The sequence below is a fragment of the Gimesia chilikensis genome, from assembly GCF_008329715.1.
GTDB classification, from domain to species: Bacteria; Planctomycetota; Planctomycetia; order Planctomycetales; family Planctomycetaceae; genus Gimesia; species Gimesia chilikensis.
This window is the reverse complement of sequence record NZ_VTSR01000001.1, coordinates 634,878-659,201: the sequence shown is the minus strand read 5'-3', so window position 1 is coordinate 659,201 and position 24,324 is coordinate 634,878. Positions and strand designations below refer to the sequence as shown.

General features: G+C 53.5%; 20 protein-coding genes and 1 tRNA gene. 14 read left to right on the top strand and 7 right to left on the bottom strand.

What is annotated here, in order from left to right; translation table 11 throughout:
* The 3 genes from FYZ48_RS02385 to FYZ48_RS02375 form a co-directional block, all read left to right on the top strand.
* The coding region (locus FYZ48_RS02385; RefSeq protein ID WP_149337116.1) for a matrixin family metalloprotease at positions 1-283 on the top strand (283 nt) is incomplete at its 5' end.
* Positions 284-499: 216 nt separating this feature from the next.
* Positions 500-1,264 carry a class I SAM-dependent methyltransferase gene (locus FYZ48_RS02380; RefSeq protein ID WP_149337113.1) on the top strand — a complete coding sequence of 255 codons (765 nt, stop codon included), beginning with the start codon at positions 500-502 and terminating at the stop codon, positions 1,262-1,264.
* A gap of 938 nt (positions 1,265-2,202) precedes the next feature.
* Positions 2,203-2,706, top strand: coding sequence for a Flp family type IVb pilin (locus tag FYZ48_RS02375; RefSeq protein ID WP_149337111.1), 504 nt, complete (start codon positions 2,203-2,205; stop codon positions 2,704-2,706).
* Between the two features lie 121 nt (positions 2,707-2,827).
* Here FYZ48_RS02375 and FYZ48_RS02370 read toward each other — a convergent pair whose 3' ends face one another.
* A complete protein-coding gene (locus tag FYZ48_RS02370) occupies positions 2,828-3,475 on the bottom strand; it encodes a DUF1801 domain-containing protein (protein ID WP_149337109.1) in 648 nt (215 codons plus the stop codon).
* 214 nt (positions 3,476-3,689) lie between these two features.
* Positions 3,690-3,762: transfer RNA gene (locus FYZ48_RS02365), tRNA-Ala, on the bottom strand.
* Positions 3,763-4,039: 277 nt separating this feature from the next.
* On the opposite strand from FYZ48_RS02365, the gene FYZ48_RS02360 reads away from it, so the two are divergent.
* Positions 4,040-4,618: a DinB family protein gene (locus FYZ48_RS02360; RefSeq protein WP_149337106.1), complete on the top strand. Its 579-nt coding sequence runs from the start codon at positions 4,040-4,042 to the stop codon at positions 4,616-4,618.
* Here FYZ48_RS02360 and lexA read toward each other — a convergent pair.
* The 3 genes from lexA to FYZ48_RS02345 all read right to left on the bottom strand — a co-directional run bounded on the left by lexA (position 4,615) and on the right by FYZ48_RS02345 (position 10,377).
* Entirely contained in the window at positions 4,615-5,220 is a 606-nt protein-coding gene (lexA, locus tag FYZ48_RS02355) for a transcriptional repressor LexA (protein WP_145037785.1), read from the bottom strand. The two genes, FYZ48_RS02360 and lexA, sit on opposite strands and share 4 nt — an antisense overlap.
* A 361-nt stretch (positions 5,221-5,581) precedes the next feature.
* Positions 5,582-9,109 carry an acyl-[ACP]--phospholipid O-acyltransferase gene (locus tag FYZ48_RS02350; RefSeq protein WP_149337103.1) on the bottom strand — a complete coding sequence of 1,176 codons (3,528 nt, stop codon included), beginning with the start codon at positions 9,107-9,109 and terminating at the stop codon, positions 5,582-5,584.
* A 290-nt stretch (positions 9,110-9,399) separates the two neighbouring features.
* A complete protein-coding gene (locus FYZ48_RS02345; protein ID WP_149337101.1) occupies positions 9,400-10,377 on the bottom strand; it encodes a vWA domain-containing protein in 978 nt (325 codons plus the stop codon).
* Between the two features lie 420 nt (positions 10,378-10,797).
* On the opposite strand from FYZ48_RS02345, the gene FYZ48_RS02340 reads away from it, so the two are divergent.
* From FYZ48_RS02340 to FYZ48_RS02310, 7 genes are all read left to right on the top strand, one after another.
* Positions 10,798-11,199 (top strand): thiol-disulfide oxidoreductase DCC family protein, encoded by a 402-nt coding sequence (locus FYZ48_RS02340; RefSeq protein ID WP_145037791.1) that lies wholly within the window; start codon positions 10,798-10,800, stop codon positions 11,197-11,199.
* Between the two features lie 35 nt (positions 11,200-11,234).
* Entirely contained in the window at positions 11,235-12,620 is a 1,386-nt protein-coding gene (locus tag FYZ48_RS02335) for a sulfatase family protein (RefSeq protein ID WP_149337099.1), read from the top strand.
* Positions 12,621-12,714: 94 nt separating this feature from the next.
* On the top strand, positions 12,715-12,996 hold the full coding sequence (locus FYZ48_RS02330; RefSeq protein WP_149337097.1) for a hypothetical protein: 282 nt from the start codon (positions 12,715-12,717) through the stop codon (positions 12,994-12,996).
* A complete protein-coding gene (locus FYZ48_RS02325; protein ID WP_149337095.1) occupies positions 12,974-14,707 on the top strand; it encodes a PQQ-binding-like beta-propeller repeat protein in 1,734 nt (577 codons plus the stop codon). Before FYZ48_RS02330 ends, FYZ48_RS02325 begins: the two co-directional genes overlap by 23 nt.
* A gap of 232 nt (positions 14,708-14,939) precedes the next feature.
* Complete coding sequence (locus FYZ48_RS02320; protein ID WP_149337093.1) at positions 14,940-16,676, top strand: DUF1549 domain-containing protein; 1,737 nt, start codon at positions 14,940-14,942, stop codon at positions 16,674-16,676.
* 50 nt (positions 16,677-16,726) lie between these two features.
* On the top strand, positions 16,727-18,001 hold the full coding sequence (locus FYZ48_RS02315; RefSeq protein WP_149337091.1) for a DUF1501 domain-containing protein: 1,275 nt from the start codon (positions 16,727-16,729) through the stop codon (positions 17,999-18,001).
* Entirely contained in the window at positions 17,998-19,650 is a 1,653-nt protein-coding gene (locus FYZ48_RS02310; protein ID WP_149337088.1) for a WD40 repeat domain-containing protein, read from the top strand. The genes FYZ48_RS02315 and FYZ48_RS02310 overlap by 4 nt, the downstream gene beginning before the upstream one ends.
* 2 nt (positions 19,651-19,652) lie before the next feature.
* Here FYZ48_RS02310 and FYZ48_RS02305 read toward each other — a convergent pair whose 3' ends face one another.
* Positions 19,653-20,123 (bottom strand): SRPBCC family protein, encoded by a 471-nt coding sequence (locus FYZ48_RS02305; RefSeq protein ID WP_149337086.1) that lies wholly within the window; start codon positions 20,121-20,123, stop codon positions 19,653-19,655.
* A gap of 73 nt (positions 20,124-20,196) precedes the next feature.
* Complete coding sequence (locus FYZ48_RS02300) at positions 20,197-20,937, bottom strand: hypothetical protein (protein ID WP_187781837.1); 741 nt, start codon at positions 20,935-20,937, stop codon at positions 20,197-20,199.
* Between the two features lie 360 nt (positions 20,938-21,297).
* On the opposite strand from FYZ48_RS02300, the gene FYZ48_RS02295 reads away from it, so the two are divergent.
* The 3 genes from FYZ48_RS02295 to FYZ48_RS02285 all read left to right on the top strand — a co-directional run bounded on the left by FYZ48_RS02295 (position 21,298) and on the right by FYZ48_RS02285 (position 24,223).
* Positions 21,298-22,140 (top strand): MlaE family ABC transporter permease, encoded by an 843-nt coding sequence (locus tag FYZ48_RS02295; RefSeq protein WP_145037813.1) that lies wholly within the window; start codon positions 21,298-21,300, stop codon positions 22,138-22,140.
* Positions 22,141-22,178: 38 nt separating this feature from the next.
* Positions 22,179-22,994, top strand: a complete 816-nt coding sequence (locus tag FYZ48_RS02290) for an ABC transporter ATP-binding protein (protein ID WP_149337084.1) — start codon at positions 22,179-22,181, stop codon at positions 22,992-22,994.
* 80 nt (positions 22,995-23,074) lie between these two features.
* A complete protein-coding gene (locus tag FYZ48_RS02285) occupies positions 23,075-24,223 on the top strand; it encodes an MlaD family protein (RefSeq protein WP_149337082.1) in 1,149 nt (382 codons plus the stop codon).
* Positions 24,224-24,324: the final 101 nt, after the last annotated feature.

The following is a 24,324-nucleotide window of genomic DNA, read 5'->3' as shown; positions in this document are numbered from 1 at the left end:
TTACGGCTGGTTCGTCGATGGAACGCCGCTGGACAGCAGCGAGTTCACACTGCTGGACGGCAGCCTGCTGGCCGGTTCCGGCAGCGACGCCTTCGGTCAGATGGATCTGCTGACAGTCGTAATGCACGAGCTGGGTCATACGCTGGGTCTGGAAGACCTGGACTCAGACGGTACCCTGATGAGCGAGTCACTGGACGTCTCCGAACGTCGTCTGCCGAGTGCAGACGAACTCGATGACTTCTTCAGCGGCATCGCTGGCGGAGACAACCCGCTCCTGGACTAATAGAACAGTCCAGTTACAAACAGTCCCGACAGGCCCCCGGAAACTCAGGTTTCCGGGGGCTATTTTTATTGATGTAGTGAGTCATGTGTGATGAACGTTTCCAGGTGAACCTGTGCTGCCGGGATGTTGTCGAACAGTTCAGAGGCCGGCATTGAAAATGAGGAGCGGTTGTCGGCCAGCTGTTTCAGATTCAACAACAACCTGGAGACCAATTAAATGACAGAAGCATCTCATCAGCGTTTGACGATTGATCAGTTCACCAGACAGGCGGTACCGTTTACGAAACTTCCGGGCCACTCGACTTCTCTGGAACTACTGGCTGAACTGTCTCAATTGAAAGGCACAGATGAGGTACTGGATGTCGCCTGTGGGCCGGGAATTGTCGCCTGTTATTTTGCGGAAAAAGCACAGCGTGTGACCGGTGTGGACCTGACGCCGGAAATGCTGAGACAGGCACGACGGAGGCAGGAAGAGCAGGGGGTGAAGAATCTGGAGTGGGTAGAAGGGAGCGGTGAGACGCTTCCGTTTCCAGATGACCGTTTTTCTCTGGTCGTCAGTCGTTATGCGTTTCATCATTTTGAGCGACCTGAGACTGTATTAGCCGAGATGTGTCGTGTTTGCCAGCCGGGGGGAATCGTGTTGGTGGCGGATGTCTGTCTGCCAGCAGAACAGGTGGCAGCATACGATGCACTGGAAAAACTGCGTGACCCCTCGCACGTGCATGTATTGAGTCGGGACGAAATCTGCACGTTGTTTGAGAATCAAAAACTTCAGCAGATTCAATTCGGCGAATACAAAGTGGAGTTGAACGTCGAAGAACAGCTGGCGGCTTCGTTTCCCGTTCCAGGCGGAGCAGAGGAATTCCGCAGACTACTGGAAAATGACGTGACAGAGAACAGGTTTGGCGTCTCCGCACATCAGGAGGCTGGGGCACTGTGCTACGCTGTGCCGATCGTGGCGGCTGCGGGGAGAAAGCCTTAGCTGTTGCCTGGAGAACTGTCTAAACCAGCCAGAGAGCCCTTGGAAGATGACTTCTGAGGGCTCTTTTTTTGCGCCGACATCTTTCTTGTCTCTGCCGTCCGGAATCAGCAGGTTGCTGCGGACATCTTCCGGTTAAGGAGAGCTCTTAGTCCCGGGCTGTCGCATGATCAAATCGTCTTCAACCGACTGATCCGCATAATCGATACGACAGGAATTCTTATCAAAAGTGTTAAAACCGTTGTAAAGCAATCTGAACAAAATCGGAATTTGCCTGGGACGATCGTGCGCGGTGATCCCAAAAGGTGGGGTTGTACTGATTTTATAAGTTGTTCTGGTTAAATGGCTTATGTTGTTTATGTCGGTTTTGTCTTTTATCGGGTTCGTAGTAATGGCACACATCTTGCGAATTGTATCAATCAATCCGAATGATCCGACTTTACAGAATGGTCCGGATATAGCGGTTATGAGAATTACAAATGAAATGGCTTCGGCAGTCCTGAAGGGGGCAGCGAAGTCGAGTGCATAAAGAGAGTGTGCGGCGACCTGAGAGACCGTTGCACAAATCGGTGACCTGAGAGACCACCGATGACTGATTGACTGAAGCGGAGAGAACTTCTGGTGAGTTTGCCCTGATTTTTTACGGTGAGTGAGGTAATGAGTTCCGCCTCGTTCGCCAGAAAAGGAAAGCCTGAGAAACTTTCCTCTCCCGCTTTAGCCAATCGGCGTTTTGCTTACATGAATCAATGCCAGTTACAGGGAAGTGTCCCTGAGGAAATAAGAGCACGGGTTGTGGCCATGAAAGGCTGACCCGCTTGAAGCCTGTGAATGATCGGTGAGAACTGTGACAGCCAGGCGAGATGATTGTCTGAAGATATCAAACCATTACTCATCACTCACTGCGATCGAAACGCGGAACATCAAAATAAAAGGAGCTTCAAATGAGTCGTTGTATTAAACAGTTCTGGAATGATGAAGGCGGTTTCGTGCTGTCAGCCGAACTGGTCATTATTCTGACCGTGGCAGTACTGGCGATGATCGTCGGTCTTACCTATGTGCAGTCAGCAGTCATTACCGAATTTAATGACATTGGAAATGCACTGTCTTCATTGAACCAGACTTATGCTTATTCCGGATTTCAGTCCTGGAGCTATTTCGGTAAGTACAAAGCTTTTTATGCCGGGTCTGCTTACGGCACTTATCCTCGCGGTGCAGCGATGCTGGGATATAATGGCGCAGCCTGCAACTATGGAAATCAGACTTACGGAGGCAGCTATTCCCAGGATATTCCACTGCAGCAGGAAACTGTCGAACAGCCTTGTGAAATCTGCAGGCCCGATGAAGTGATTGAAGAGCCTGCCGTCGATTGTCCACACTGTCAGCCTGGAGAACCGATGCTGGCTCCGGAACCAGAGCCGAAAGTCGTTGCTCCACCCAAGAATTAACTTAGAGGAGTGCACCACTGATTAAGATCAATTGGAACGTCTGAATGTCAGCCAGCAGAAGTCATTTTCTGCTGGCTGTTTTTTTATGCAGCCTGGGACTCCGTCATAAGACAGATTAATTTCAGCGCAGGGTTTTATGTGATCCATCACAGCGGGGGAGTTTCCGCGAGAGTCCACAGGTGCAGTCATGCAGTCCTTTACCCTCGAGGATCTGTGGAGTCAGTTTTTCAATCCGGGAGACGCGGGTCTGGGATTGTTTGGGGGCGGAAAAGTGGATGAGGTAGGCTCGTTGTCTGCCGGGTGTGAGGGCTGTGAATGCTTTTTTCAAGGCCGGGTTGTTTTTGAATTGATCCTGCAGTTCGTGAGGAAGCTCCGGTTCCGCTTCCTGTTGCAGATCTACCTTACGGCCTGCTTTCTCCAGCTCGATGGCTTCCAGGATGTAGCTTTGCACAACCGGTTCGAGATCATTGATTTCCTGCAGCGTTGTGAACCGGATCAGCCGCGCAGCCCGCGAGTTCTTGCCAGGTCTGGCGAGAACCTGATCAGGATCTTTCAGCAAAACACCCTTGAAGAAGCTGAGTGAGCAGAAATCTTTGAAGCAACCCAGAATGACGACGTTTTTGTTCTGAAATGTGTAACAGGGGCTGCGCCATTTCAGTTCCTCAGTCAGCGGTGACTTGAGCAGGATTTTTCTGAGCTGTGTGGCTTCTGTTTGCCAGTGTTGTAACTCAGCTAGATAGTCGTCGATAGCGGGGTTCCTGGTCGGCATGGAGAAACGCTTTGAAAAAGGTGAAAGGTCGTGTCAGCAGAAGAGAAGCTTGTGACTTCTTGAGAGATTGAGAAGGTCTGCAGCTGCATTGTAATGCTTACGGAGAGAGAGGCGATACCGGATTCTTGATGAGGTATTGTGAGGGGAAATAAAAAAAACCTTGCCCGTTCTGGACAAGGTTTTTAGTTGTTGGCTACTCGAAGTAGCTTCTGAGTGGAGGATACCGGGCTCGAACCGGTGACCTTTTGGCTGCCAGCCAAACGCTCTCCCAACTGAGCTAATCCCCCGAATTGCGGTAAGTTCTACCTGCGAGATAGGATAAGGATAGAAAATAGTTTCGGCAATTCAAGTGCTGGGAAACAATCTAAATGAAAAAAACGCCTAAAAAGCTGGTAGAAGTTTTTGCAGATCCCCTTTGATGGATATGTGTTAGGAAAAAACAGCCCCGAAACAGGTTTTCCGAACCTGTGGGCAGTGTTTCGGCTCCACTCAAGTACAGACAGGTGTCGTAAGGACGGGGTTCAGGTGGATTTTGCCTCATACTAATTTCAGGGGGAGTATTAAATGGCTGTGGGACTGATTTCACGTTTGCATGCACATCGCCGCTGGGTTAATCAGAGGTTGCTGGAGTCGGCTCAACGACTGTCTGAGGAACAGAGACGTCAGGAATTTTCCATCGGCCAGGGCTCGATCTGGAAAACACTGCTGCATTTGTATGCAGCCGAGTATGTCTGGCTGGAAGCATTACTGGGAGAGACGGCGCCCGTGCTGCCAGGTGATCTGCCGGGAGCGTTGCCTGGAAATCAGCAGGGAGAAGGGGGAATTCAGTCGCTGGAGGAGCTTAGAGAAAAATGGGAGGAACTGGAGCAGCGCTGGATTGCGTATCTGCAGGGGCTGAGTGAAGTCGATCTGGAGCAGTTCGTCCGCAAACAGAGCACCAGCTCTGGTAAGGGGCAAGTGCATCAGACCAGGCGGTCGGATGTGCTGATGCATGTCTGTCTGCACGCGCAATATACGACGGCGCAGCTGATCAACATGCTGCGACAGGCAGGCGCAGAAAGTCTGCCCGACAGCATGCTGATCACATTAGCTCGCCAGGAAATGGCCCAGGAAAACCAGATCTCTTCTGGAGAAGTCGATTAAACGAACTTCCGGATGACCCCTTTGACAACACCCAGAATCTGGACATTGTTGGAATAGATGGGGGCCATGCTTGAGTTGGCAGGTTCGAGCCGCACGCGATCTGCTTCCTGATAGAAGCGTTTCAGCGTTGCTTCCTCCTGATCAACGAGGGCAACCACGATTTCACCCTGCTGGCAGGTGTCCTGTTTTTTGACGATCACGTAGTCGCCATCCTGAATCTGGGCTTCGATCATGGAAGTCCCTTTGACTTTCAGGCAGAAGTTGTCGCCCGATTCAAACAGGGAGCTGAAATCGACTTGTGAATCGCCCACGGTTGTACCAATCGGGGCACCCGCCTGCAGCGATCCTGCCAGATGGATGTTGGCCGGTTTCTGGGCGTTGTCACAGAGTTGAATCGAACGTGAGATATGCGACTTACGTTTGATCAGCCCTTTGCGTTCGAGTGCCTTGAGGTGTCCCATGACGCCGTTGGGAGAGCGAATATCGAATGCATCGCCAATCTCACGGACTGTGGGGCCATAGCCACGGTTAATAATCTTATCTTTTAGAAACTGGTAAATAGCCTGTTGGCGTTCTGTCAGCTTGACTTTCTGGTCAATCATGCCTGCTTTTCCTCACATCTTTGATTACGTAACGGGTAACTTTAAGGGGAATTTCTCCACAAGCTGGCCCGCTCTATACACTAATGGACTCTTATGACCCTTATTCCTAACAGGATAATTTACATATAAAGAAAAAAAAGAGTCAAATTTCAGAGATCAGTGTCAATTGATGTGTGATGGTAAGGCTTTAGAAAGAAAAGGCTTACAAGAGAGATGTTTGCAGGAAGTCGTTTCAGGTGGACAGTCGGGAAATGATTATGAAAAAAAGTGAAAGTTGCCTCTCGCTGTTCACCGACTGATTTCCGGTCGCACGTAATAAGCGTGCGAATCCGGGATTTCAGCGGTGATTGTGCAATACGACTTAGCTGGCGACTTCGACAGGAAAGGCCTCGCAGGCGAGCAGTTTGATGCGTGCCAGATCGAGTTTCCCGGTTCCCAGGAGTGGGATGGCGTCGACTTCGAGGAAACTGTCGCTGGAGGGCAGCCAGAGATTGGGAATACCTGACTGTGCCAGTTCTTTGAGGATTTCATCGACCGATTTGTTCAAATGTTTATGCAGGACGATGAGCCGTTCCCCTTTGCGTGCATCGGGAACGGCGGTGACTGCGACTTCGACCTCGGCTTCTTCCGCATCAGGATCGCTGACGATGCCGGTGATGATTTCTTCGATTCTGAGATGTGGCACCATCTCTCCCCCAATTTTGGAGAAGCGGGTCTGCCGACCGGTGATGGCGATGAAACCATCTTCATCGATCGTGGCGATGTCTCCCGTGTTGTACCAGCCATCAATGATGACCTCTGCGGTTTTCTCGGGATTGTTGAGATACCCTTTCATGACGTTGGGCCCCTTGATGAAGAGAAGTCCCTCTTCACCATCCGGAAGATCTTCCATCGTTTCGGGGTTGACCGTTTTGGCCATGACGCAGGGGATGGGCCGACCAACGGTTCCCGGTTTCGCAGAGACTTCATCCGGGTCCAACTGGCGGCTGGGGGGGACATTCACTGCTGCGACGGGGGAGAGTTCGGTGGTACCATAGCCTTCGGTGGGGAAGATACCGAATTTTTCTTCGAATTCCCGAGCGAGACTCTGGGGCAGTTTTTCGGCACCCGTGATGACGACATCCATCGAGGCAAACTGCTCTTTGGTGCAGCGTTTGAGGTAGTGCCTGAGGAAGGTCGGTGTGGTGGCGAAAAGTGTCGCCTTGTATTTTTCGATCATTTTGCCGACGGTGCGGGCATCGGTCGGATTGAAGTGATAACAGGAACGCATCTTTCGGACGAAAGGCATCCAGAGTGAAATCGTGTAGCCGAACGAATGGAAGAAGGGGAGGATTCCCAGGATGCAATCCTTCTGCGAGAGCTGAAGCAGATCGTCGGCAGAGTTGATATTCGAGATAATGTTGTGGTGAGAGAGCATCACCCCTTTGGGAAGCCCGGTCGAACCGGAAGTGAAAATTACCGTACTGAGATCATCCGATTTGACGCGATGCAGTCCGATGATACGTTCGATGATCCAGGCGGGAACGACGAATGCCTGGAACATGCTGACGAGTTTATCCCAGAGTGTCACCTTGGTTTTGAGGTCATCCAGCAGGACCACGTTGGCGTCCATTTCGATGGGACGTTTTTCCAGGAACTTCTGGCTGGTGAGCACGGTTTTGATACCGGCTTCCTGAATACAGTAATTAATGTCGCTGTCTGAGAGAGTGTAATTGAGATTGATGGGGACCCGACCTGAGATCGCGAGACTGGCGTTGACGGCACAACCGCCGACTGAGGGGGGCAGCAGGACGCCGACCATCTTTTCATCTGGTTTGAGTACAAATTTGTTGAGCAGGCGTCTGAGGACGAGTGCGCCGGTGAGCAGCATGCCTCCCGTGCGTTCGTCACCCATGGAGTCTGAGACTTTGAGCTGGAATCGCTGACTTTTACATTTTCTCAAAAACAGTCGTGGTGGAATCATTTGGTACGTCTTTCGAAAATTGGCGGCATCAACTCCCAGGTTCTGAACGACTCGCTGGACGTGCTTTTCATTTTCCGGATGGAGAACGGGCTTTCCAAATCGAATTGAAACCGGGTAGGGCCACCGCCTGGGTTTTTTCCAGAAAAACTTTCCGCCATGAAAACTGAAGATGCTTCCCCACAACTCATCGATATAGACAGGGATGACGGGAGCACCAGTGCCTTTAATGATTTTCATCAGGCCGGATTGAAACGGTTGCAGATATCCCGAACGGGTTAACTTTCCTTCCGCGAAGATACAGACTAATTCGCCATTTTCAATGGCATTTCTCGCAGTTTTGATTGATTTCATGAGTGCTTTGGGGCCATCTTCCACGTTGATGGGGATCGTGTTATACAGGCGTGAGAGCCAGGCGACCCAGGGCGCTTCAACATACGTGGAGTAGGCGATCATTCTGACGGGGCGTGTGGAGGTCAGAATCAGAAAGATGCCATCCAGCCAGGAAACATGGTTGGCAACCAGCAGGGCGCCCCCTTTCTTGGGGAGATTCTTAAGACCCTTTACCCGCAGCTTGTAAATCGTGCAGCTGACGAGCCAGACCATGAAGCGGATGGTGGCGTTGGGGAGCAGTTTGAAAATGTAAATTCCGACTGGTATTGTGAGCAGGCCCAGGACCATGAAAATCTGACTGGCCGACAGTTCGAGGTGCTTCTGCATGACCCAGAAGGCAAACGAAGCGACGAGAATGAAGGCGAATGCGAGAAAGTTCGCGGCTGCCAGGATGCTGCCACGCGTCTCTACATCACTGCGGTGCTGGAGGAATGTCTCCAGCGGAATGTCGAACAGTCCCGAACTGACGCCGAGCAGGAAGAGCCAGAGCAGCGACAGGGAGTAGTGCAGGCTCGTGGCGTTTTCGGCTCCCGGTCCCACGCTGTTACCAGTGAAGAACAGCATCAGAGAGGTCAAAACGATGCCCGCAGCACCCAGGGGGACGATGCCCAGCTCGATGCGTCCAGAAGACCAGATCCCGGCGAGGATACTTCCCAATGCGACACCGAATACGAGGATGCCCAGCAGGGGACCGATGTCTTTCTGTGTCAGCTGCAGTTCATTGATGCCGTAGGTATCGACGTTCATTTGTGCCAGTGAAGCCAGCATCCAGAAGAAGGCGACCCCCAGTGCGGTGCGGAGCAGAGGCGTACTGCTGCGGAGTAACTGCATCTGGTGCCAGGTTTCTTTGGCTGGATTGTAGGGGAATTCGCGTGTAGGAGCTGCCGCGGGCAGCTTGCGGATCTTCAGGCTGACCAGAGTTCCCAGGGCGGCGACACCAATCAGTGCGAAGGCGGCGATCTGAATATCGGAGAAGGTACCAGGATTTTCCAGACTGGGCTGCGTGATGTAGTACAGATAATTACCGGCGATGAAGCCAAGGGCGGAGGAGACGACGGTAATCAGTCCCATCAGGCCGTTGCCGCGGGAGAGTCGGTTATCGCGGAGCATTTCAGGGATACTGCCGAACTTGGCCGGACCGAACAGCGCGCTCTGGCAGCCCATCAGGGCCACAATCGAAAAGAGCAGATAAATATTCCCAATTTGAATCGCCCAGATGCCGAGAATCATGATGAGGATTTCGGCTACCTTACAGGCGATGATCACCGTCCGTTTGCTGAAGCGGTCGGCGAGATAACCGGCGACGCTGGCCAGCAGCAGGTAAGGGAGCGTGAAACAGGCCAGTCCGAGGGAGAGGGCTTCTGCATCTCCAATGGCCGGTTTTCCAATGGGGATAATGAACCAGCGGAACATGTTGTCGTTCATGGCTCCCAGAAACTGGGTGGCCAGTAACGCCAGGAAGGAAGGGGAATTTAATGTTCCTTTGCGTCCACCGTGAGCGCGAGCACTGTTTTCTGCCGTGACAGTTGAATTCATTCTTGTTTGAGATCCAGGTTGTGGTACGCCGCTGTCAATTAATTCGTATGCATCAGACAGAGCCTGATGGTTCAGCTTGAGAAAGCTTATTGTAAGTAATGCAGCTTAATTACTGACATCAAACAATGGCGGAGAAAGGTTGAAAAACCCACGCAGAAAAATGCGCGAATTCAAGCAAAGGGGAATAATATTCCAAAAGGCATTATTCTGTAAAGACTTAGTGAACGGAGAGCGTTCAACGGGCTGGAAAGGCGCGATACACTGTATACATGTTGCCCGTGTGAGGCGTTTCAGGGAATGAAGGTATAAGCGCCTGAGTTGTTTTCAGCGAGTTCGCGTAACAGTTTCTCGCCTTCCCGATTACCGAAGCAGATTCCATTGACGGTCACGCGTTTGTTCAAGCCTGCGTTGTCGACCACCGTGTTGAAGGTCTTGACGTCAGCGATGTTGAACTGGCCATCGGTGAGGAAGTAGATCGTATCCGGTTGGAGTCTGAGGGCGAGCAGCAGGGCTTCGAGCGGTTCTGTTCTGCCGACACCCGGCACGCGTGCGACCCAGTTGAGATAGCGGGACTTGGCCTGCTTCGTAGCAGGCTGGAGCCGGTTGGCAGGCATGGGGATAGCCACATCGCTGAAGAAGATGACAAAGAATTCCTGCTGTTCGTCCATGGAGAGAATCGCCCGGGCGAGTTCCAGCTTCACACGTCCCAGGCGGGTTTTGCCCTCACTTTCATGGGGAAAGTTCATGCTTTTGGACGAGTCGACCACATAGACGATTTTCTTGCTCTTGGGATTAATGCCAAAGAAGTTGCCGTTTCCCGTTCCATTCCCTGAACCGGATGTGGCCCCGCCGATGGCATCGGAGGTTAAGAGTGCGCCAACGATGTCGGCGGCATGCTTCGTCGTGGGGGATTCCTCAAATTGTGTGCTTTGCGGCAGAGGGCCGTTGTATCTGGACGAGAGGGACTCCTTGTCGGGAGCGGAAGTCCGATCCGCCATCTGGAGGAGCGGCGAATTGACGGCCGCACTGGATGATTCTTCCTGTTTGTATGTGACCGGCGTGAGATCGATGACGGTGGGGTCGATTTCCTCACGGGGAGGCGACCAGCGGGTCTCGATCGCAGTCTGGGGAGTTGAATTCAGCGAATCCACCTCTTCAGCCACCAGCAAAGAGAGACCTCCGATGAGAATCAGGTGCGCCAGTGTGGAGACACCGAGGCCCTGATTCCAGCGTGATTGGGTACCAGATTGTGGCTGGCTCTGGTGCATGAAGGTCCCGAAACCTCAATTCTCTTGGTGTGGGGCTGGAATTTGTCGAAAAGCGTCAGCTGACTGTTGTTATTTTAGCGTAGGAACAGAGCGGACAACAGGAGGAATCTGAGAATGCCCCCTCTGGGATATTATCGAGTCTGTGACGCTGCGGGATTTAGCGACTTTCACTTAAAGAGGTAAAAAACGGCTGGAGATAAATGTCTGCAGCGTATAAGATTAAGTTGATCCGGGGGAGACAGGCAGCAGGGGCGTTGGAGGCAGATGCAGGTCGGATGTTTTTCCTGGATTTCATCAGGGTGCGAAGCCCGGTTCTGAGGGATCGACAAACTCTGGGTTCAGCCCGCGCAGCGCTGGAAATCTATAGTGCGACTGAGTTTCCAGCCGAGCAGGGCAGAATGTGAGCAATGGAAGGCGGAGATGGAGAAGCCGGTTCTGTTTTTTGACGGTGTCTGTGGTCTGTGTAACCGGAGCGTGGATTTTGCGATGTCCCGCGATCCGGAAGGGCGGCTGCTCTATTCGCCTCTGCAGGGAGAAACGGCGACCGAACTGTTGAGCGAACAGGATCGGGAAAATATAGATACAGTGATTTTTCTCCCGGCTGACCGCAGTCGGGTTTATCGGCGATCTGCGGCTGCTGTGCGTGTGTTGTGGTTACTGGGTTTTCCCTGGAATGTCTGCGGATGGTTGTTGTGGCTGATCCCTTTGCCACTAAGAAACGTGGGGTATCGACTGGTTGCGAAAGCACGGTATCGTTTTTTCGGCAAACATGAAACCTGCCGGATGCCGACACCCGAAGAGCGAAGTCGATTTTTACCTTGAAACAAATCATTACTGAGATTGGTGAAACGAAAGCAATGCGAATCAAGCTGTCTGCTGTGCTGTTGGTTGTTCTATTGATCCTGGGAACGGGGGCCGTGGAGTCACAGGCACAGGCCCCTGCGACGGGTAAGCCTAACTTCATCGTATTCATCGCCGATGATATGGCGTGGGACGATTGCGGTACCTACGGTCATGAGAAAATCCAGACGCCTCATCTGGATCAGCTGGCGGCTGATGGCATGAAGTTTACGGAAGCATTTCTGACGTGCAGTTCCTGCAGCCCCAGTCGTTCGAGTATTATCACCGGGCGTTATCCGCACAGCACCGGCGCACATCAACTGCATCTGCCACTACCTGCCAGCCAGGTGACGTTTGTGGAAAAACTGAAAGACTCCGGCTATTACACGGCGGCTGCCGGGAAGTGGCATCTGGGCACGCCGACCGAAAGCAAGTTTGATCACGTGACGACCAAACTCAACCAGTGGGTCAACACACTCAAGCAGCGCCCTAAAGACAAACCGTTCTGCATGTGGTTTGCGACGACCGATCCTCATCGCCCCTATGAACGCAATATTATTCCCCGGCCGCATCTGAACGAAGATGTGATTGTGCCCCCTTATCTGCCTGACACACCTGAAGTCCGCAGTGACCTGGCTTTGTACTACGATGAAATCACGCGGCTGGATAGCGTGATGGGTCGAGTGCGTCAGGAACTGAAAGAGCAGGGAGTCGCCGATAATACGATGATCGTGTTTCTCAGTGACAACGGAAGACCTTTTCCACGCTGTAAGACGACCGTTTACGACAGTGGAGTGAAAACACCTTGGATTGTCGCCTGGCCGGCAAAGGTCAAAGCGGGTACGGTTTGCAAGTCACTGATCAGTTCGGTCGATCTGGCTCCGACACTGTTGGAACTGGCGGGGCTGGAAGTCGGTGAAACATTCCAGGGGAAGAGCTTCAAACCATTACTGGAGAATCCCAACGCGACGATTCGCACGCATATTTTTGCCGAACATAACTGGCACGATTTTGAAGATTTCGGTCGTGCAGTCCGCTCACGACGCTATAAGTATATTCGGAACTTCTATCCCGATATCCCTGGTACGCCTCCAGCTGACGCGGTGCGGAGTCCGACCTACACGGTCATGCGCGAACTGCGCGATCAGAACAAGCTGACCGAAGATCAGCGCAGCTGCTTCGTGGTCCCCCGACCGGAAATCGAACTGTACGATTTAGAGAAGGACCCGCATGAACTGAATAACCTGGCCGGAAAGCCGGAGTATCAAAAGGTGGAGCAGGAACTGCGGGCCGAGCTCGATCAATGGCAGGAAGCGACTTACGATCGTCTGCCACGCAATCGACGGCCGGATGAGTTTCACCGGGAAACCGGCGAACAACTGCCGGCGTTCCGCAAAAAATAAAGTGCGTTCGATCTCAAATATTTCTGAAACAGAATGCGATGTTGAGGGGTAATACCACTCACAGAGTCCCCTGTTCCCATACCGGAATCGCCCGATGAAGGCAGCAGTCAGCAATTCGTCAGTCAGCTCCGAGGATGAGTTGTCCCGTCCCTCACTTCGTCAGCGGGTCGGGGCGGCGCTGATGTGCCTGATGGCATTCCTGCTGCTCTATTTTCTATTGTCCGGTCCGCTGGTCTGGCTGGAAGGGAAGATGAAATTCAGCCCCTTCTCGCGCACTGTCAAAACCTTGTACGCACCGCTGGCCCAGGTCGTGAAATCAGACTGGGAGCCTGCTGCAACTGTGGTGAAATCTTATGTCGGATTATTCAAAAAATGAGGAATCAGCAGAGCCGGAAAACGACTCTGCTGAGTACAAGCCTGCTGACACTGAGACCGCGGTAGCGGCTGAAACAACCGAACGTCCCGCGAGTCGTTTGCGCTGGAAGTGGGGGCTGGCGGTTCTGGTGATCGGCATTGCTGCGATGGTCATCCAGTGGTTTCGCCTGGCTCCGGATCGTACTTACCAGGTCTTCTCGGTCTACGAGGGAATTCGGAATCTGGTTGTCGGACTGTTGATCTGGTGGCTGTTCGTTTCCGGCGTTGCCTGGAAAACGCGTTTCAAAGGTCTGTTCGGCGCGGTGCTGGCATTCGTACTCTTTTTTACCGTGTTTCGCGTGGAAAGTTTTGAAGGGGACATGGTACCCCGGTTTCAATTCCGGTTTATGCCGACTGCAGAACAGCGGGCCGTAGAGTATTTTGAACAGGCTGACAACAGTGCCGACGAGAAGTCAGAGTCTGCTGAAACATTAGTTGCCCTTGAGGCAGACTGGCCCGGTTACCGGAACGCCTTGCGGGATGGGATTGCCCGCGATCAGCAGATCCGTACGGACTGGGAGTCTGAGCCACCGAAGCTACTCTGGAAACATCCGGTGGGGGCTGGCTGGGGATCATTCTGTGTGGTTGGGGATCGTGTCTTCACACAGGAGCAGCGCGGCGAGGAAGAGCTGGTCGTCTGTTATGACGTGTCTACCGGCAAACAGATCTGGACCCAGAGTGAACCGGTTCGATTCTCTGAAACACTGGGAGGCGTCGGACCACGGGCGACACCGGTGTTTGAAGAGGGGCGATTGTATACGATGGGAGGGACAGGCATCCTGAATTGTCTGGATGCAGCGACAGGCAAGCCTGTCTGGTCGCACGACCTGCTAAAAGAAGGGGATCTGAAAAACCTGACCTGGGGCATGGCCGGTTCGCCTTTGATTCACGATGATCTGGTGATTGTAAACCAGGGGGTAAGTCCTGCTGCAGCTAACAAAAAAAATCAGGCTGTCATCGCCTTTGATAAATTGAGCGGCGAGAAAGTCTGGTCGAGCGGAACTCACAAGCCGAGTTACAGTTCTCCTCAGTATGCGGTTTTGAACGGGACGCCCCAGGTTTTGATCTTCAATGCCAAAGGGCTGGAGGGGTTCTCACTCGCAGATGGTCAATCGCTCTGGTTCTTTGAGTGGACCAATCATGCGGGCTGCAATGCCGCCCAGCCGATTCCACTCGACGATAATTCGGTCTTCCTGGGAGCCGGCTACGGACTGGGTTCGGCCCGAATTGAAATCGCTCCCGGCAAGTCCAGTGAGAAGACCGCGCAGGTTAAAGAAGAATGGAAGAGCCTCAGCCTGAAGCTCAAGTTCAATTCCGCGGTGAAGCAGGAGGGCTATGTCTACGGTCTGGATGAAGGCGTATTAACCTGCCTGAATCTGGAGACGGGGAAACGGCAGTGGAAGCGGGGACGTTATGGTTATGGGCAGTTGCTGCTCGTGGATGGGTATCTGATCATTCTGGCCGAAGATGGACGTGTCGAGTTGGTTGAGGCCAATCCGGAGAAGTATGTCCAGCGGGGAAAATTTCAGGCGATCGAAGGACAGACCTGGAATAATCCGGCACTGGCGCGGGGGCGACTGTTTGTTCGAAACAGTGAAGAGGCGGCATGTTATGATCTTTCACCGCTGACAAAACAGGGGGCAGCGGTCACTGCTGAGGCCTCTAATCGTTAAACTGCGTAAAATCCTGAGCTTGAGAGTCCTTTCTCTCTCTTACCCGGACAGCGGTAAGATGTGCGGTTTGTACTTGACGGACTGAAGCCCTGCCTGCACAATAGACGATAAATAAACACCCACCTATGTGTTTAAGCTTCCTTACAACGTGCGGTTCTGAAGTTCCGTGCGTCCCGCCTCAGACAGAGACCCTGTCTGAAACAATTTGAAGAGGACGGAAGAAAGGAGACCCATGTTTCGACCAAACATGCGCGTTTACGTTTCGCTTCTGATCGTTTTCTCATGCCCGACCCTGGCTCCACACCTGGTATGTGCCAATTCTACGACCAAAGCTGATGAGCCGCTTGTCGCCAGCAAACCGACGTTACCTGTTGCCCGCCGAATCTCGTCTCTGATTGATGAACAGATTCAGAACGGCACCAAAGATTATGCGAAGCTCGCTTCCCCCGTCTGCAGTGATGGGGAATTTGTGCGCCGGGTCTATCTCGATCTGACAGGACGAATTCCCTCTGTTACACAGACGCGTGCGTTTCTGGATGACAACCATCCAGACAAGCGGGCTGCCCTGGTAGATCAACTGCTGGAAACTCCCGAGTACGCACGGCACATTTCGCAGCGACTGGATGTGATGCTGATGGAGCGTCTGCGGAAGAAGTACATCAACGTGACCTTGTGGGAGGAGTACCTGCGGGATGCGGTCGCGGAGAACAAGCCCCTGGATCAACTGGTGCGGGAAATTCTGGCCGCCGATGGTTCCGGGAAGGGACAACAGGCGGAGGCCCGGTTTTACCTGGCCCGCGATGGTGATGTGAATGAACTCACGCGCGACATCAGCCGTATTTTCCTCGGGGCTAATCTGACGTGTGCCCAGTGCCACGATCACCCGGATGTCGCCGAATGGAAACAGGATCATTATTACGGCATCTCTGCCTTCCTGGTCCGCAGTTTTGTTTTCACCGATAAAAAGAAAAATCAGACCGTGTTTGCCGAGAAGGCAGAAGGTGAAGTCAAATTCGAGTCGGTCTTCGAAGTCCGCGACAAAACATCCAAAGGTCCCGAGACGACCTTACCGGTTGTGTTTAATGGACCCAAAGTTGCCGAGCCCGCTTTCAAAAAAGGGGAAGAGTATAATGTCAAACCGGCCAAAGATGTGCGGCCGATTCCCAAGTACAGCCGACGCGCCCAACTGGGCGATGCGTTGACCTCATCGCAGAATCGTCGTTTTGCCCGCACGATGGCCAATCGTTTGTGGGCCATGGTGATGGGGCGGGGGATCGTCCATCCGCTGGACGCCGATCATTCCGATAATCCCCCTTCGCATCCCGAACTGCTGGAACTATTGACGGATGAGTTCATCGCCAGCGGATATGATCTGAAGTGGTATCTGCGGGAACTGGTACTGAGCAAAACCTATCAGCGATCAAGTAGCAATGAACTGTTTGCAAGCAAGTCCGATCAGGAACTGTCCGACGCGCAGTTTGCCCATGCGATTTTGAAGCCGCTGACTCCAGAGCAATTTTCGCGGTCCGTGCTGGAAGCGACGGGACAGGCCGAAGTGTATCGGCAGAGCCTGAAGGATAAACTTTCAGAAGCAGCCTTGCGGAAGAATCTGGTTGGATACGAACGCCAGTTTGTGTCGCTATTTGGTGGCCTGCCCGGTGAACCGGTGGAAGGTTTTGAAACAACGGCCGATCAGATCCTGTATCTGTCCAACAATGGATCGATTCAGGGAATCCTTTCGCCACGCAATGGAAATACGGCAGATCGAGTTCTGAAGATCCCCGCGGATCAGCCGGAACAGATTGCCGGGGAACTGTATTTGAGTGTCCTGAATCGTCGTCCCGATGCGACTGAGACTCAGGAAGTCGCCGAACTGCTGGCAGGGAAAACCGGCGCGGCGCGGAATGACATGGTGATCGATCTCGTCTGGGCATTGATGATGTCTTCAGAATTCCGGTTCAATCACTAACAGAGGAACAACGTTCGAACAAGAACATCAAAAGCAGGGGAGGAGAGACCATGCGATGTAATTATGCCTGTGGATCTCACGATTCGCTCAGCCGGCGATCCTTTTTAGGAGGCACGGCCGCCGGTGCCTTGAGCATGCTGGGTTTTCAGGGAATGACTCAGGCAACTGCAGCCAAACAGCTGGCTGCGCAACAGAAGCAGGTTGTCGTGTTCTGGCTCTCCGGAGGCGTAAGCCAGCTGGAGACCTGGGATCCCAAACCGGGAACCGAGACCGGCGGTCCGTTTCTGTCGATTCCGACATCGGCACCGGGCGTGCATATCAGTGAGTTGCTGCCTTATACGGCGCAGCAGATGCATCATCTGGCCCTGGTGCGGGGGATCAATACAAAAGAGAACGACCACGGTAAAGGGGCCTACATCATGCAGACCGGGCGGAAGGAACAGCCTGGTTTCGCGTTTCCCTATCTGGGCTCAACCTTCTCGCATCACCTGGCACCGCCGAACAGTCCACTGCCGGGCTACATCTCGGTGGGAGCCGGAGGCTCATCGGCCGAATCGACCTTCCTGGGACCGCGACACGCGCCCCTGGTTCTTTCCGGAGGACGGGCTCCCAATAACCTGGGACGTCACGACGCATTGAGTGAAGAGCGAGACCTGCTGCGTCGCAAACTGCGGAGCCAGGTCAGTCAGCGTTTTGAACAGAAACGCAAGACCGCGCATACGGAGGTCTATAACGAGTCGTTCGACCAGGCGGCCGCGCTGATGTCGCGCAGTGATATTTTTGATTTCAGCAAGTTCTCCGACAAAGACCTCGAGCGTTACGGTAAGCATGACTTTGGTCGTCACTGCCTGATGGCACGCCAGTTAGTCGAAAAGGGTGTGACGTTTGTCAAAGTCGGGCATACCAACTACGACACGCACTCGGAAAACTTCAACTTCCATATTGAGCAGCTGGGCGAATTCGATCGACCCTTTGCCACATTTATTTCAGACCTGTACGACCGAGGCCTGTTGGAGCACACGCTGATTATCTGCATGTGCGAGTTCGGCAGAACACCGCGAATCAACTCACGGATTGGCCGCGATCACTGGGGATCGGCCTGGTCGATTGCCCTGGGCGGTGCAGGCATTAAAGGGGGCGCGGTTTCCGGTAAGACAAATGAAACGGGAACCAAAGTCATCGACCGCGAAGTCAACGGCGGTCACCTGTTCCACACGTATTACCAGGCTGTGGGACTGGATTCGACGGAAGAGTTCTACCCCAACGGTCAACCGATTGCCAAGGCGGATCCCAAAACAGAACCGATCAAGGAGATTCTGGCGTGAGTGCCCGCAACGCGAAACGAATCTGGAACAGTTGCCTGCTGCTGGCGATGACCTCGGTGCCGCTGACGGTGGATGCCGCCGACAAGCCGCCGGAAAAGCCCGCTGCGGAAACAGGGCCAATCATGGCTGTCAAACCGATTCCAGAGCAGGGACCGACCCCATTACCTGAGGCGCTGAAGTTTGCGAAACTCGATGCCGATAAGTCCGCGGCGCAGTCCGCAGCGCAGTTCCAGGTGGTTAAAGCAGTCTCAGATAAATATGGGGTCGTTGATCGAGAGATAAAGCAACTGCAGGAGCAGATCAAAACAACGGCAGCCCAAATCAAGTTGGATCAGGCTGCTTTGACGCAGGTGAAACAGGCGGAAGCGAAGCAGCAGCAGCTGAAAAACGCAGATCCCCTGGTCGCTCCCAAGCCACTCGCCGACAGTGCCGCACTGGCCCGGCAGATTGCAGGTCGGGAAGCGGAGATTAAAACCTGGGATGCGTCTGTGAAAGAAAAACAGAAGCAACTGGGAGAACTCAAGAAAGAAGTTGCAGAAGCCAAGAAACAGCACAGTCTTCTTCAGGCGAAAGAAAAAGAATTCCAGGAGATCGTGAAACTGTATGCGGGGAAGCAGCCGGCTGCTGATCCGAGTCTGTTTCGCGAGATGGCTGCTTACCAGAATTCACGCCCCCTTTATTCGTGCAAGATTGATGCGAGTGGAAACTACATTTTGGCGGGGGCACAGGGATCGGCCTTTCATCGCTGGGATCTGGTTAGTGCAGAAAATACGGAGCTGCTCGGTCATAACAGTTGGGTGAGACGGTTTGACGTGGATCGTTCCAGTCCTCTGTTAATCACGGGCGCCTACGAAGGCAAAGTCGCCTGGTGGAACCTGGAATCCAAGACACCTAAACCTCAGCACCTGGTGGATGCTCACAAGGGATTTGTCCGGGGCGTTTCCGTCAGTCCGGACGGAAAGCTGGTGGCGACGGCGGGCAATGATCGCCTGGTGAAGATCTGGTCGGTCGACACAGCGAAGCTGATCCGCACGCTGGAAGGCCACGAACACCAGGTCTACAACGTCAAATTTCATCCAAGTGGTCGCTACCTGATTTCGGGAGACCTGCGCGGGAATGTCAAACAGTGGGATGTGGAAAGTGGCAAGTTGGTCCGAGACTTCGACGGAAGTGCGATCTACAAATACGACCCTACTTTTCATGGTCATATCGGCGGCGTACGCGGGATGGATATCAGCCACGATGGAAAGTATTTCGCCATCAGCGGGATCGGCGAAGTTTCCAATGCGTTCGCAGGCATCGGTGTGCCGACCGTGATTCTGTTCGACTGGGAGACCGGCAAGCGGTTAGCGGTGATGACTCCCAGCGATAACTTCAAAGGAACCTGCTGGGGCGTGCGGTTTCATCCGGAGAACGATTTCATCGCCGCGGCCGGGGGGAATTCTTCCGGGATGATCTGGTTCTGGAAACTGGGAGAAGAGAAGCCGTTCGTTTCTCAGAAGGTGAAGAGCGTGCCTTACGATCTGGATTTTCATCCGGACGGTCTGCGGATGTGCGTGGCCTGTTACGACAAGACGGCACGGCTCTATAACCTGGGGCCGAAAACCCCCGAGGAACTGGCCAGCGAGCAGAAGAAAAAGAAGAAGTAGCCCTACGCTTCCGGTGGAGGAGAGCGGCGGACGGCTGCCTGTTCTGACAGCTGTTTCAGTAATTTCATCTGGTTTTTCAGGATCCGATTTGTCAGACCTTTGAAGAGTACACCGATGATACGATAGAACAGGGAAGCGAAGACCAGCTCGCAGGTGTAGTCCAGATCGGTTTTGCGTCCCCGGTCAGTCAGTTCATAGGTGACGTCGACGCGAAAGGCATTGCTCTGCAGCTGCACGCCGATCAGTGTGGGAGGATCGTATTCGGTGACGATACCCGCATACTGCTGTGAGTGCCCACCTTCCCGGATGGTTTGCACAAAGATCGTGCCCACAGGATCGTCATCGTTTTTTCCTTCGGGATACTCGGTCGACTCGAGCCCTTCCATCCAGAGTTTCATCTTTTCATCGTCATTCAAAAAGTCGAAGACGATTTCGATGGGAGCGAGGATTTCCTCATGGTAGGTGATCTCCAAAGAAACTCACTCCTTAAAAAACGCAGGGCTGAAGACAGCCCTGCGTAAGGTGATGCCTGATTCAAAGACGCGTTTATTTCTTCTTCTCGTCTTTTTTCGCAGCTTCTTTCTTCTCTGCGGGCTTTTTCTCGTCTGCTTTCTTTTCTGCAGGCTTCGCTTCTTTTTTGGGCTCTGGTTTCTTGGGCTCTGGTTTTTTCTCAGCAGGTTTCGTTTCTGCGGGTTTGGGAACTTCCGGCTTTTCGGCTGCTACTGGTTTTGGTGGTTCAGGAATGCCGATGACTTCCAGACCGGTGATCTGCTCCTGTAGCGCCAGTCCCGCGGGGCGGGTAACCTTGGTCTGCCAGACGTAGAGGCGTTTCAGTTTTTTCAGCGGACTGAGCTGAGAGATTCCAGCATCAGTGACCGCGGTGCCATACAGGTTCAGGTATTCGAGATTGGGAAGAGCCTGCAGGTGTTTCAGCCCGGCATCGTCGACCTTGGTTTTTTCCAGGTGGAGGTGCGTCAGGTCTTTGAGGTTCTTCAGGTGTGCGAGCCCGGCAGAGGTGACTTCGGTGCCCCGCAGGTTCAGGGAAGAGACTTTGGGGAGTCCTGCCAGCGTTTTGAGAGTGTCGTCGGTGACTTTCTGATCTGACAGGTGAAAGGCAACTTCGAGGCGGTCATCGTTTTGAGCCAGTTCCAGTACCGAGCCGCCAGCGGCACGCACTTTGGATTTTGCCTGCTCGACGGCAGGGTCTTTTTTCTGGTCTGCGGCGGAGAGGGCCGGAATCTGGGTGAGGGAAAGAGCAGTCAACAGCGCGACAGAAAAAAATCTCATCTTACCTATCCTTACTTTTGGGGTTGGTCTTCGGATTGGGTGTCACAGGTGAAAACACGTTCTGCAGATTCGCGTTTCCGCTGGAAATCCAGGGCGGGGAACGTGCATTAAATCAATACGTGCATTGAAGATAGATAACAGTTTATCACTTCAGTTGATTTTGATCTATCTTATCAGGAAATGGTCGGTTTCGAAAAGACACAACTTCCAAAATGTCGATTTCCGGCTGGAAAATCAGTTTGACGTGGATTTCCCGTCGGTGGGGTAGAAATGGTCTCGATCCAAATCGGAAAATTGATTAACCTTCCGCCCTCAGTTTTGCTGCCTCTTGTCAACTAAAGTCTGAATTGGAAACAGTTAATGTCATCGGCTTCACCTTCGGTCCCGCGAGACACCATTATTCATGGCCTGGGACGCGGAGTGATCAATCTTGTCTGTCTGCTGGGCGACCTGTTCCTGTTTGCCTGGGAAATGCTGGGCTGGATCATCACCCGGCTGCCTCCCCGGAGTAATCTCTGGTCGTGCATGTATCACATCGGGATTCAGAGTATCCCCGTGATTCTGATTACGGGCGGCTTTATCGGCATGGTGCTCGCGGTGCAGTCTTACGATCAGTTTAAGCTGATGCATCTGGAGAACCAGATCGGTGCCGTGATCGCGATTTCGCTGGTCGAAGAACTCGGCCCCGTGCTGGCGGCCATCATGCTGGCGGGGCGTGTCGGAACTTCCATGTCTGCGGAACTGGGTACGATGCGGGTGACCGAACAGATCGACGCTTTACGTGCACTCGGTGCGGACCCGATTCACTACCTGGTGGTGCCCCGGTTCCTGGCCTGCTGTCTGCTGATTCCACTGCTGACTATCATCGCGGATGCGATCGGCATTCTGGGGGGCTGGTTTTTCAGCACCCAGATCCTGGGAGTCGATTCCTTTTACTACTGGTATTATTCGAAGAATTTTGTGTTCGCTTATGATGTCATGGGCGGAATTTTCAAGAGCTTCTTTTTTGGTGCCGCGATCTCATTGATCTCCTGTCACCGGGGCTTCCATTGCGGGGCTGGTGCGGAAGGGGTTGGTAAAGCGGCGACCGAAGCGTTTGTGTATTCCTTTATTGTGATCATGATTCTCGACTTCCTTCTGGGGGTTTCGATTGTCAACTTCTACCACTTCATGCAGACCGTGTATCCGGGTGTGCTCAGGTAGCCTGAAACGCGTGAACGGGAATCAGAGTACGTTTAGTTATGAATGAACGGAAATCAGATCCGGATTATGTTGTCGAACTGCGGAACGTCTCGCGGCGTTTCGGGGTGCATGACGTGTTGCGCGATATTACATTCGGTGTCCGACGCGGTGAGACACTGGTCGTGATCGGCGAGAGTGGTTGCGGTAAAAGCGTGACCATGAAAATGATCATGAGCCTGCTGGAACCGACGGCTGGTGACGTGCTCTGGCACGGGCGTTCGATCAAAGATCGCAGCACGCGAGAACTGCACCGCGACCGATTGCGGATCGGCTACCTGTTTCAGGGGGCGGCTTTGTTCGACAGTCTGTCGGTCTATGAGAATGTTGCCTTTGGGCTGAAGCAGAATACCAAGCTGAAGAAAGCGGAAATCGACCAGATTGTCGTCGAGCGGCTGCGGGAAGTCGGCCTGTCGGAAACCATCTGTCAGAAGAAGCCGGCCCAGTTGTCCGGCGGGATGAAAAAGCGGGTCGGGCTGGCGCGGGCGCTGGCCATGACTCCGGAAGTCATGCTGTATGATGAGCCCACGACCGGACTGGATCCGGTCATGACGGACGTGATTAACGAGTTGATTCTGCAGACGCGGGCCCGTCGGCCAGTAACGAGTATTGTGGTCACGCACGATATGAGTACGGTCAGAAAGGTCGCGGATCGGATCATCATGCTGTATCCACTGGCTCGACTGCAGCCCGATGAACCGCAGATTGTATTCGAAGGGACCGCGGAGGAAGCCTTTCAGTCCTCCAACCCCCGCGTGCATCAGTTCGTCCACGGTGAGGCCGGGGACCGACTGCGGGAGATGGCAGAAGCGGGTTAACAAAGGTCAGCAGAACGTACAAAACAGGTTTTCATGAGTTACGAGTATGATCTCAGGGACGAGATCGGATTGAGGTTAATATGACGGATCGCCAGATACAATTTCGAGTAGGACTGTTCGTGATTTCTGCACTGCTGACCGGTGCGGGGATGATCTTTCAGTTCGGCCAGCTGGAAAACCTCTGGAAGAAGAAATACACCATCGCGATGCGGTTCGAGTCGATTTCCGGCGTGCACCGTGGAACGCCCGTTGTACGGCACGGCATCCGCATTGGTGAAGTCGATAAGATCATTACCAGCGACAGCAAGCCGGGTGTGGTGCTGCTGGTCAAGATCGATGAAACACAGCACCTGCGAAAAGATGCCAGCCCACAGATCGTGACGAGCATCATGGGGGATTCGAAGATCGTGATCTCCCCCGGTGTCGATAAGAAGTTCCTGGAACCGGGCGAGCGGCTGATTGGCCAGGCTTCGACGGACCCGATGGAAGTTGTCTATCGGATGGAACAACAGGTGAGCAAGACGTTGTCCGCCTTCACCGAGACCAGCCAGGAATGGGGCAAGCTGGCGGGGAACATGAACCGACTGCTGGAAACCAAAGAAGGCAATATAGATGTCGTGGTCGAACGGGCGGCGACATCGCTGGAGGAATTCTCGCAGGCGATGCGGCAGATGAACGCGATGATGAAGAATGTGAATATGCTCGTCGCCGATCCCCAGCAGCAGGAGAATCTGAAACGTTCGCTGGCTGCGATGCCGGCGATGATCGAGAGTACTCAGCGGACTATCTCGTCCGTCGAAGTCGCGGTCCAGAAAGCAGGACAGAACCTGGATAACCTGTCGCGGGTCACCGATCCGCTGGCCAAGCACAGCCAGTCAATGGTGGTTAAGCTCGACCGGAGCCTGTCGCGTCTGGATGCCATGATGGCCGAGCTGAATTCATTCACGCGGGCCTTGAACCAGGGAGACGGATCGCTCAAGAAATTCATCTCCGATCCGGACCTGTATCGGAATATGAACCGGTCGGCCGGTTCGCTGACAGTCCTGTTGAACAACCTCGAACCGATCGCGCGGGATATCCGCATCTTCAGCGACCGGATTGCCCGCCACCCGGAAATTCTGGGAGTGAGCGGGGCGATGAAGGGGAGTTCAGGCATCAAGGAGTCTGGCGAACAACCCTCGCGGGTCAGGCAGTCGGGGTATTCGTTCCCTGCTACGAAACAGCCCTGATTCTGCTGAATTCCCGAAAGTGGCTGGCCTGTCATAGCGACTTTCCGGTGGTCTCGCCTCAGCGATTTGAGCGTGTTGTAGCCCTGGAATGTGAGCTTAAC

Excerpts from the sequence above, each read along its gene's own strand:
- FYZ48_RS02380 (WP_149337113.1), top strand. The coding sequence starts at position 500 with ATGACAGAAGCATCTCATCAGCGTTTGACGATTGATCAGTTCACCAGA.
- FYZ48_RS02375 (WP_149337111.1), top strand. The coding sequence starts at position 2,203 with ATGAGTCGTTGTATTAAACAGTTCTGGAATGATGAAGGCGGTTTCGTG.
- FYZ48_RS02370 (WP_149337109.1), bottom strand. The coding sequence starts at position 3,475 with ATGCCGACCAGGAACCCCGCTATCGACGACTATCTAGCTGAGTTACAA.
- FYZ48_RS02360 (WP_149337106.1), top strand. The coding sequence starts at position 4,040 with ATGGCTGTGGGACTGATTTCACGTTTGCATGCACATCGCCGCTGGGTT.
- lexA (WP_145037785.1), bottom strand. The coding sequence starts at position 5,220 with ATGATTGACCAGAAAGTCAAGCTGACAGAACGCCAACAGGCTATTTAC.
- FYZ48_RS02350 (WP_149337103.1), bottom strand. The coding sequence starts at position 9,109 with ATGAATTCAACTGTCACGGCAGAAAACAGTGCTCGCGCTCACGGTGGA.
- FYZ48_RS02345 (WP_149337101.1), bottom strand. The coding sequence starts at position 10,377 with ATGCACCAGAGCCAGCCACAATCTGGTACCCAATCACGCTGGAATCAG.
- FYZ48_RS02340 (WP_145037791.1), top strand. The coding sequence starts at position 10,798 with ATGGAGAAGCCGGTTCTGTTTTTTGACGGTGTCTGTGGTCTGTGTAAC.
- FYZ48_RS02335 (WP_149337099.1), top strand. The coding sequence starts at position 11,235 with ATGCGAATCAAGCTGTCTGCTGTGCTGTTGGTTGTTCTATTGATCCTG.
- FYZ48_RS02330 (WP_149337097.1), top strand. The coding sequence starts at position 12,715 with ATGAAGGCAGCAGTCAGCAATTCGTCAGTCAGCTCCGAGGATGAGTTG.
- FYZ48_RS02325 (WP_149337095.1), top strand. The coding sequence starts at position 12,974 with ATGTCGGATTATTCAAAAAATGAGGAATCAGCAGAGCCGGAAAACGAC.
- FYZ48_RS02320 (WP_149337093.1), top strand. The coding sequence starts at position 14,940 with ATGTTTCGACCAAACATGCGCGTTTACGTTTCGCTTCTGATCGTTTTC.
- FYZ48_RS02315 (WP_149337091.1), top strand. The coding sequence starts at position 16,727 with ATGCGATGTAATTATGCCTGTGGATCTCACGATTCGCTCAGCCGGCGA.
- FYZ48_RS02300 (WP_187781837.1), bottom strand. The coding sequence starts at position 20,937 with ATGAGATTTTTTTCTGTCGCGCTGTTGACTGCTCTTTCCCTCACCCAG.
- FYZ48_RS02295 (WP_145037813.1), top strand. The coding sequence starts at position 21,298 with ATGTCATCGGCTTCACCTTCGGTCCCGCGAGACACCATTATTCATGGC.
- FYZ48_RS02290 (WP_149337084.1), top strand. The coding sequence starts at position 22,179 with ATGAATGAACGGAAATCAGATCCGGATTATGTTGTCGAACTGCGGAAC.
- FYZ48_RS02285 (WP_149337082.1), top strand. The coding sequence starts at position 23,075 with ATGACGGATCGCCAGATACAATTTCGAGTAGGACTGTTCGTGATTTCT.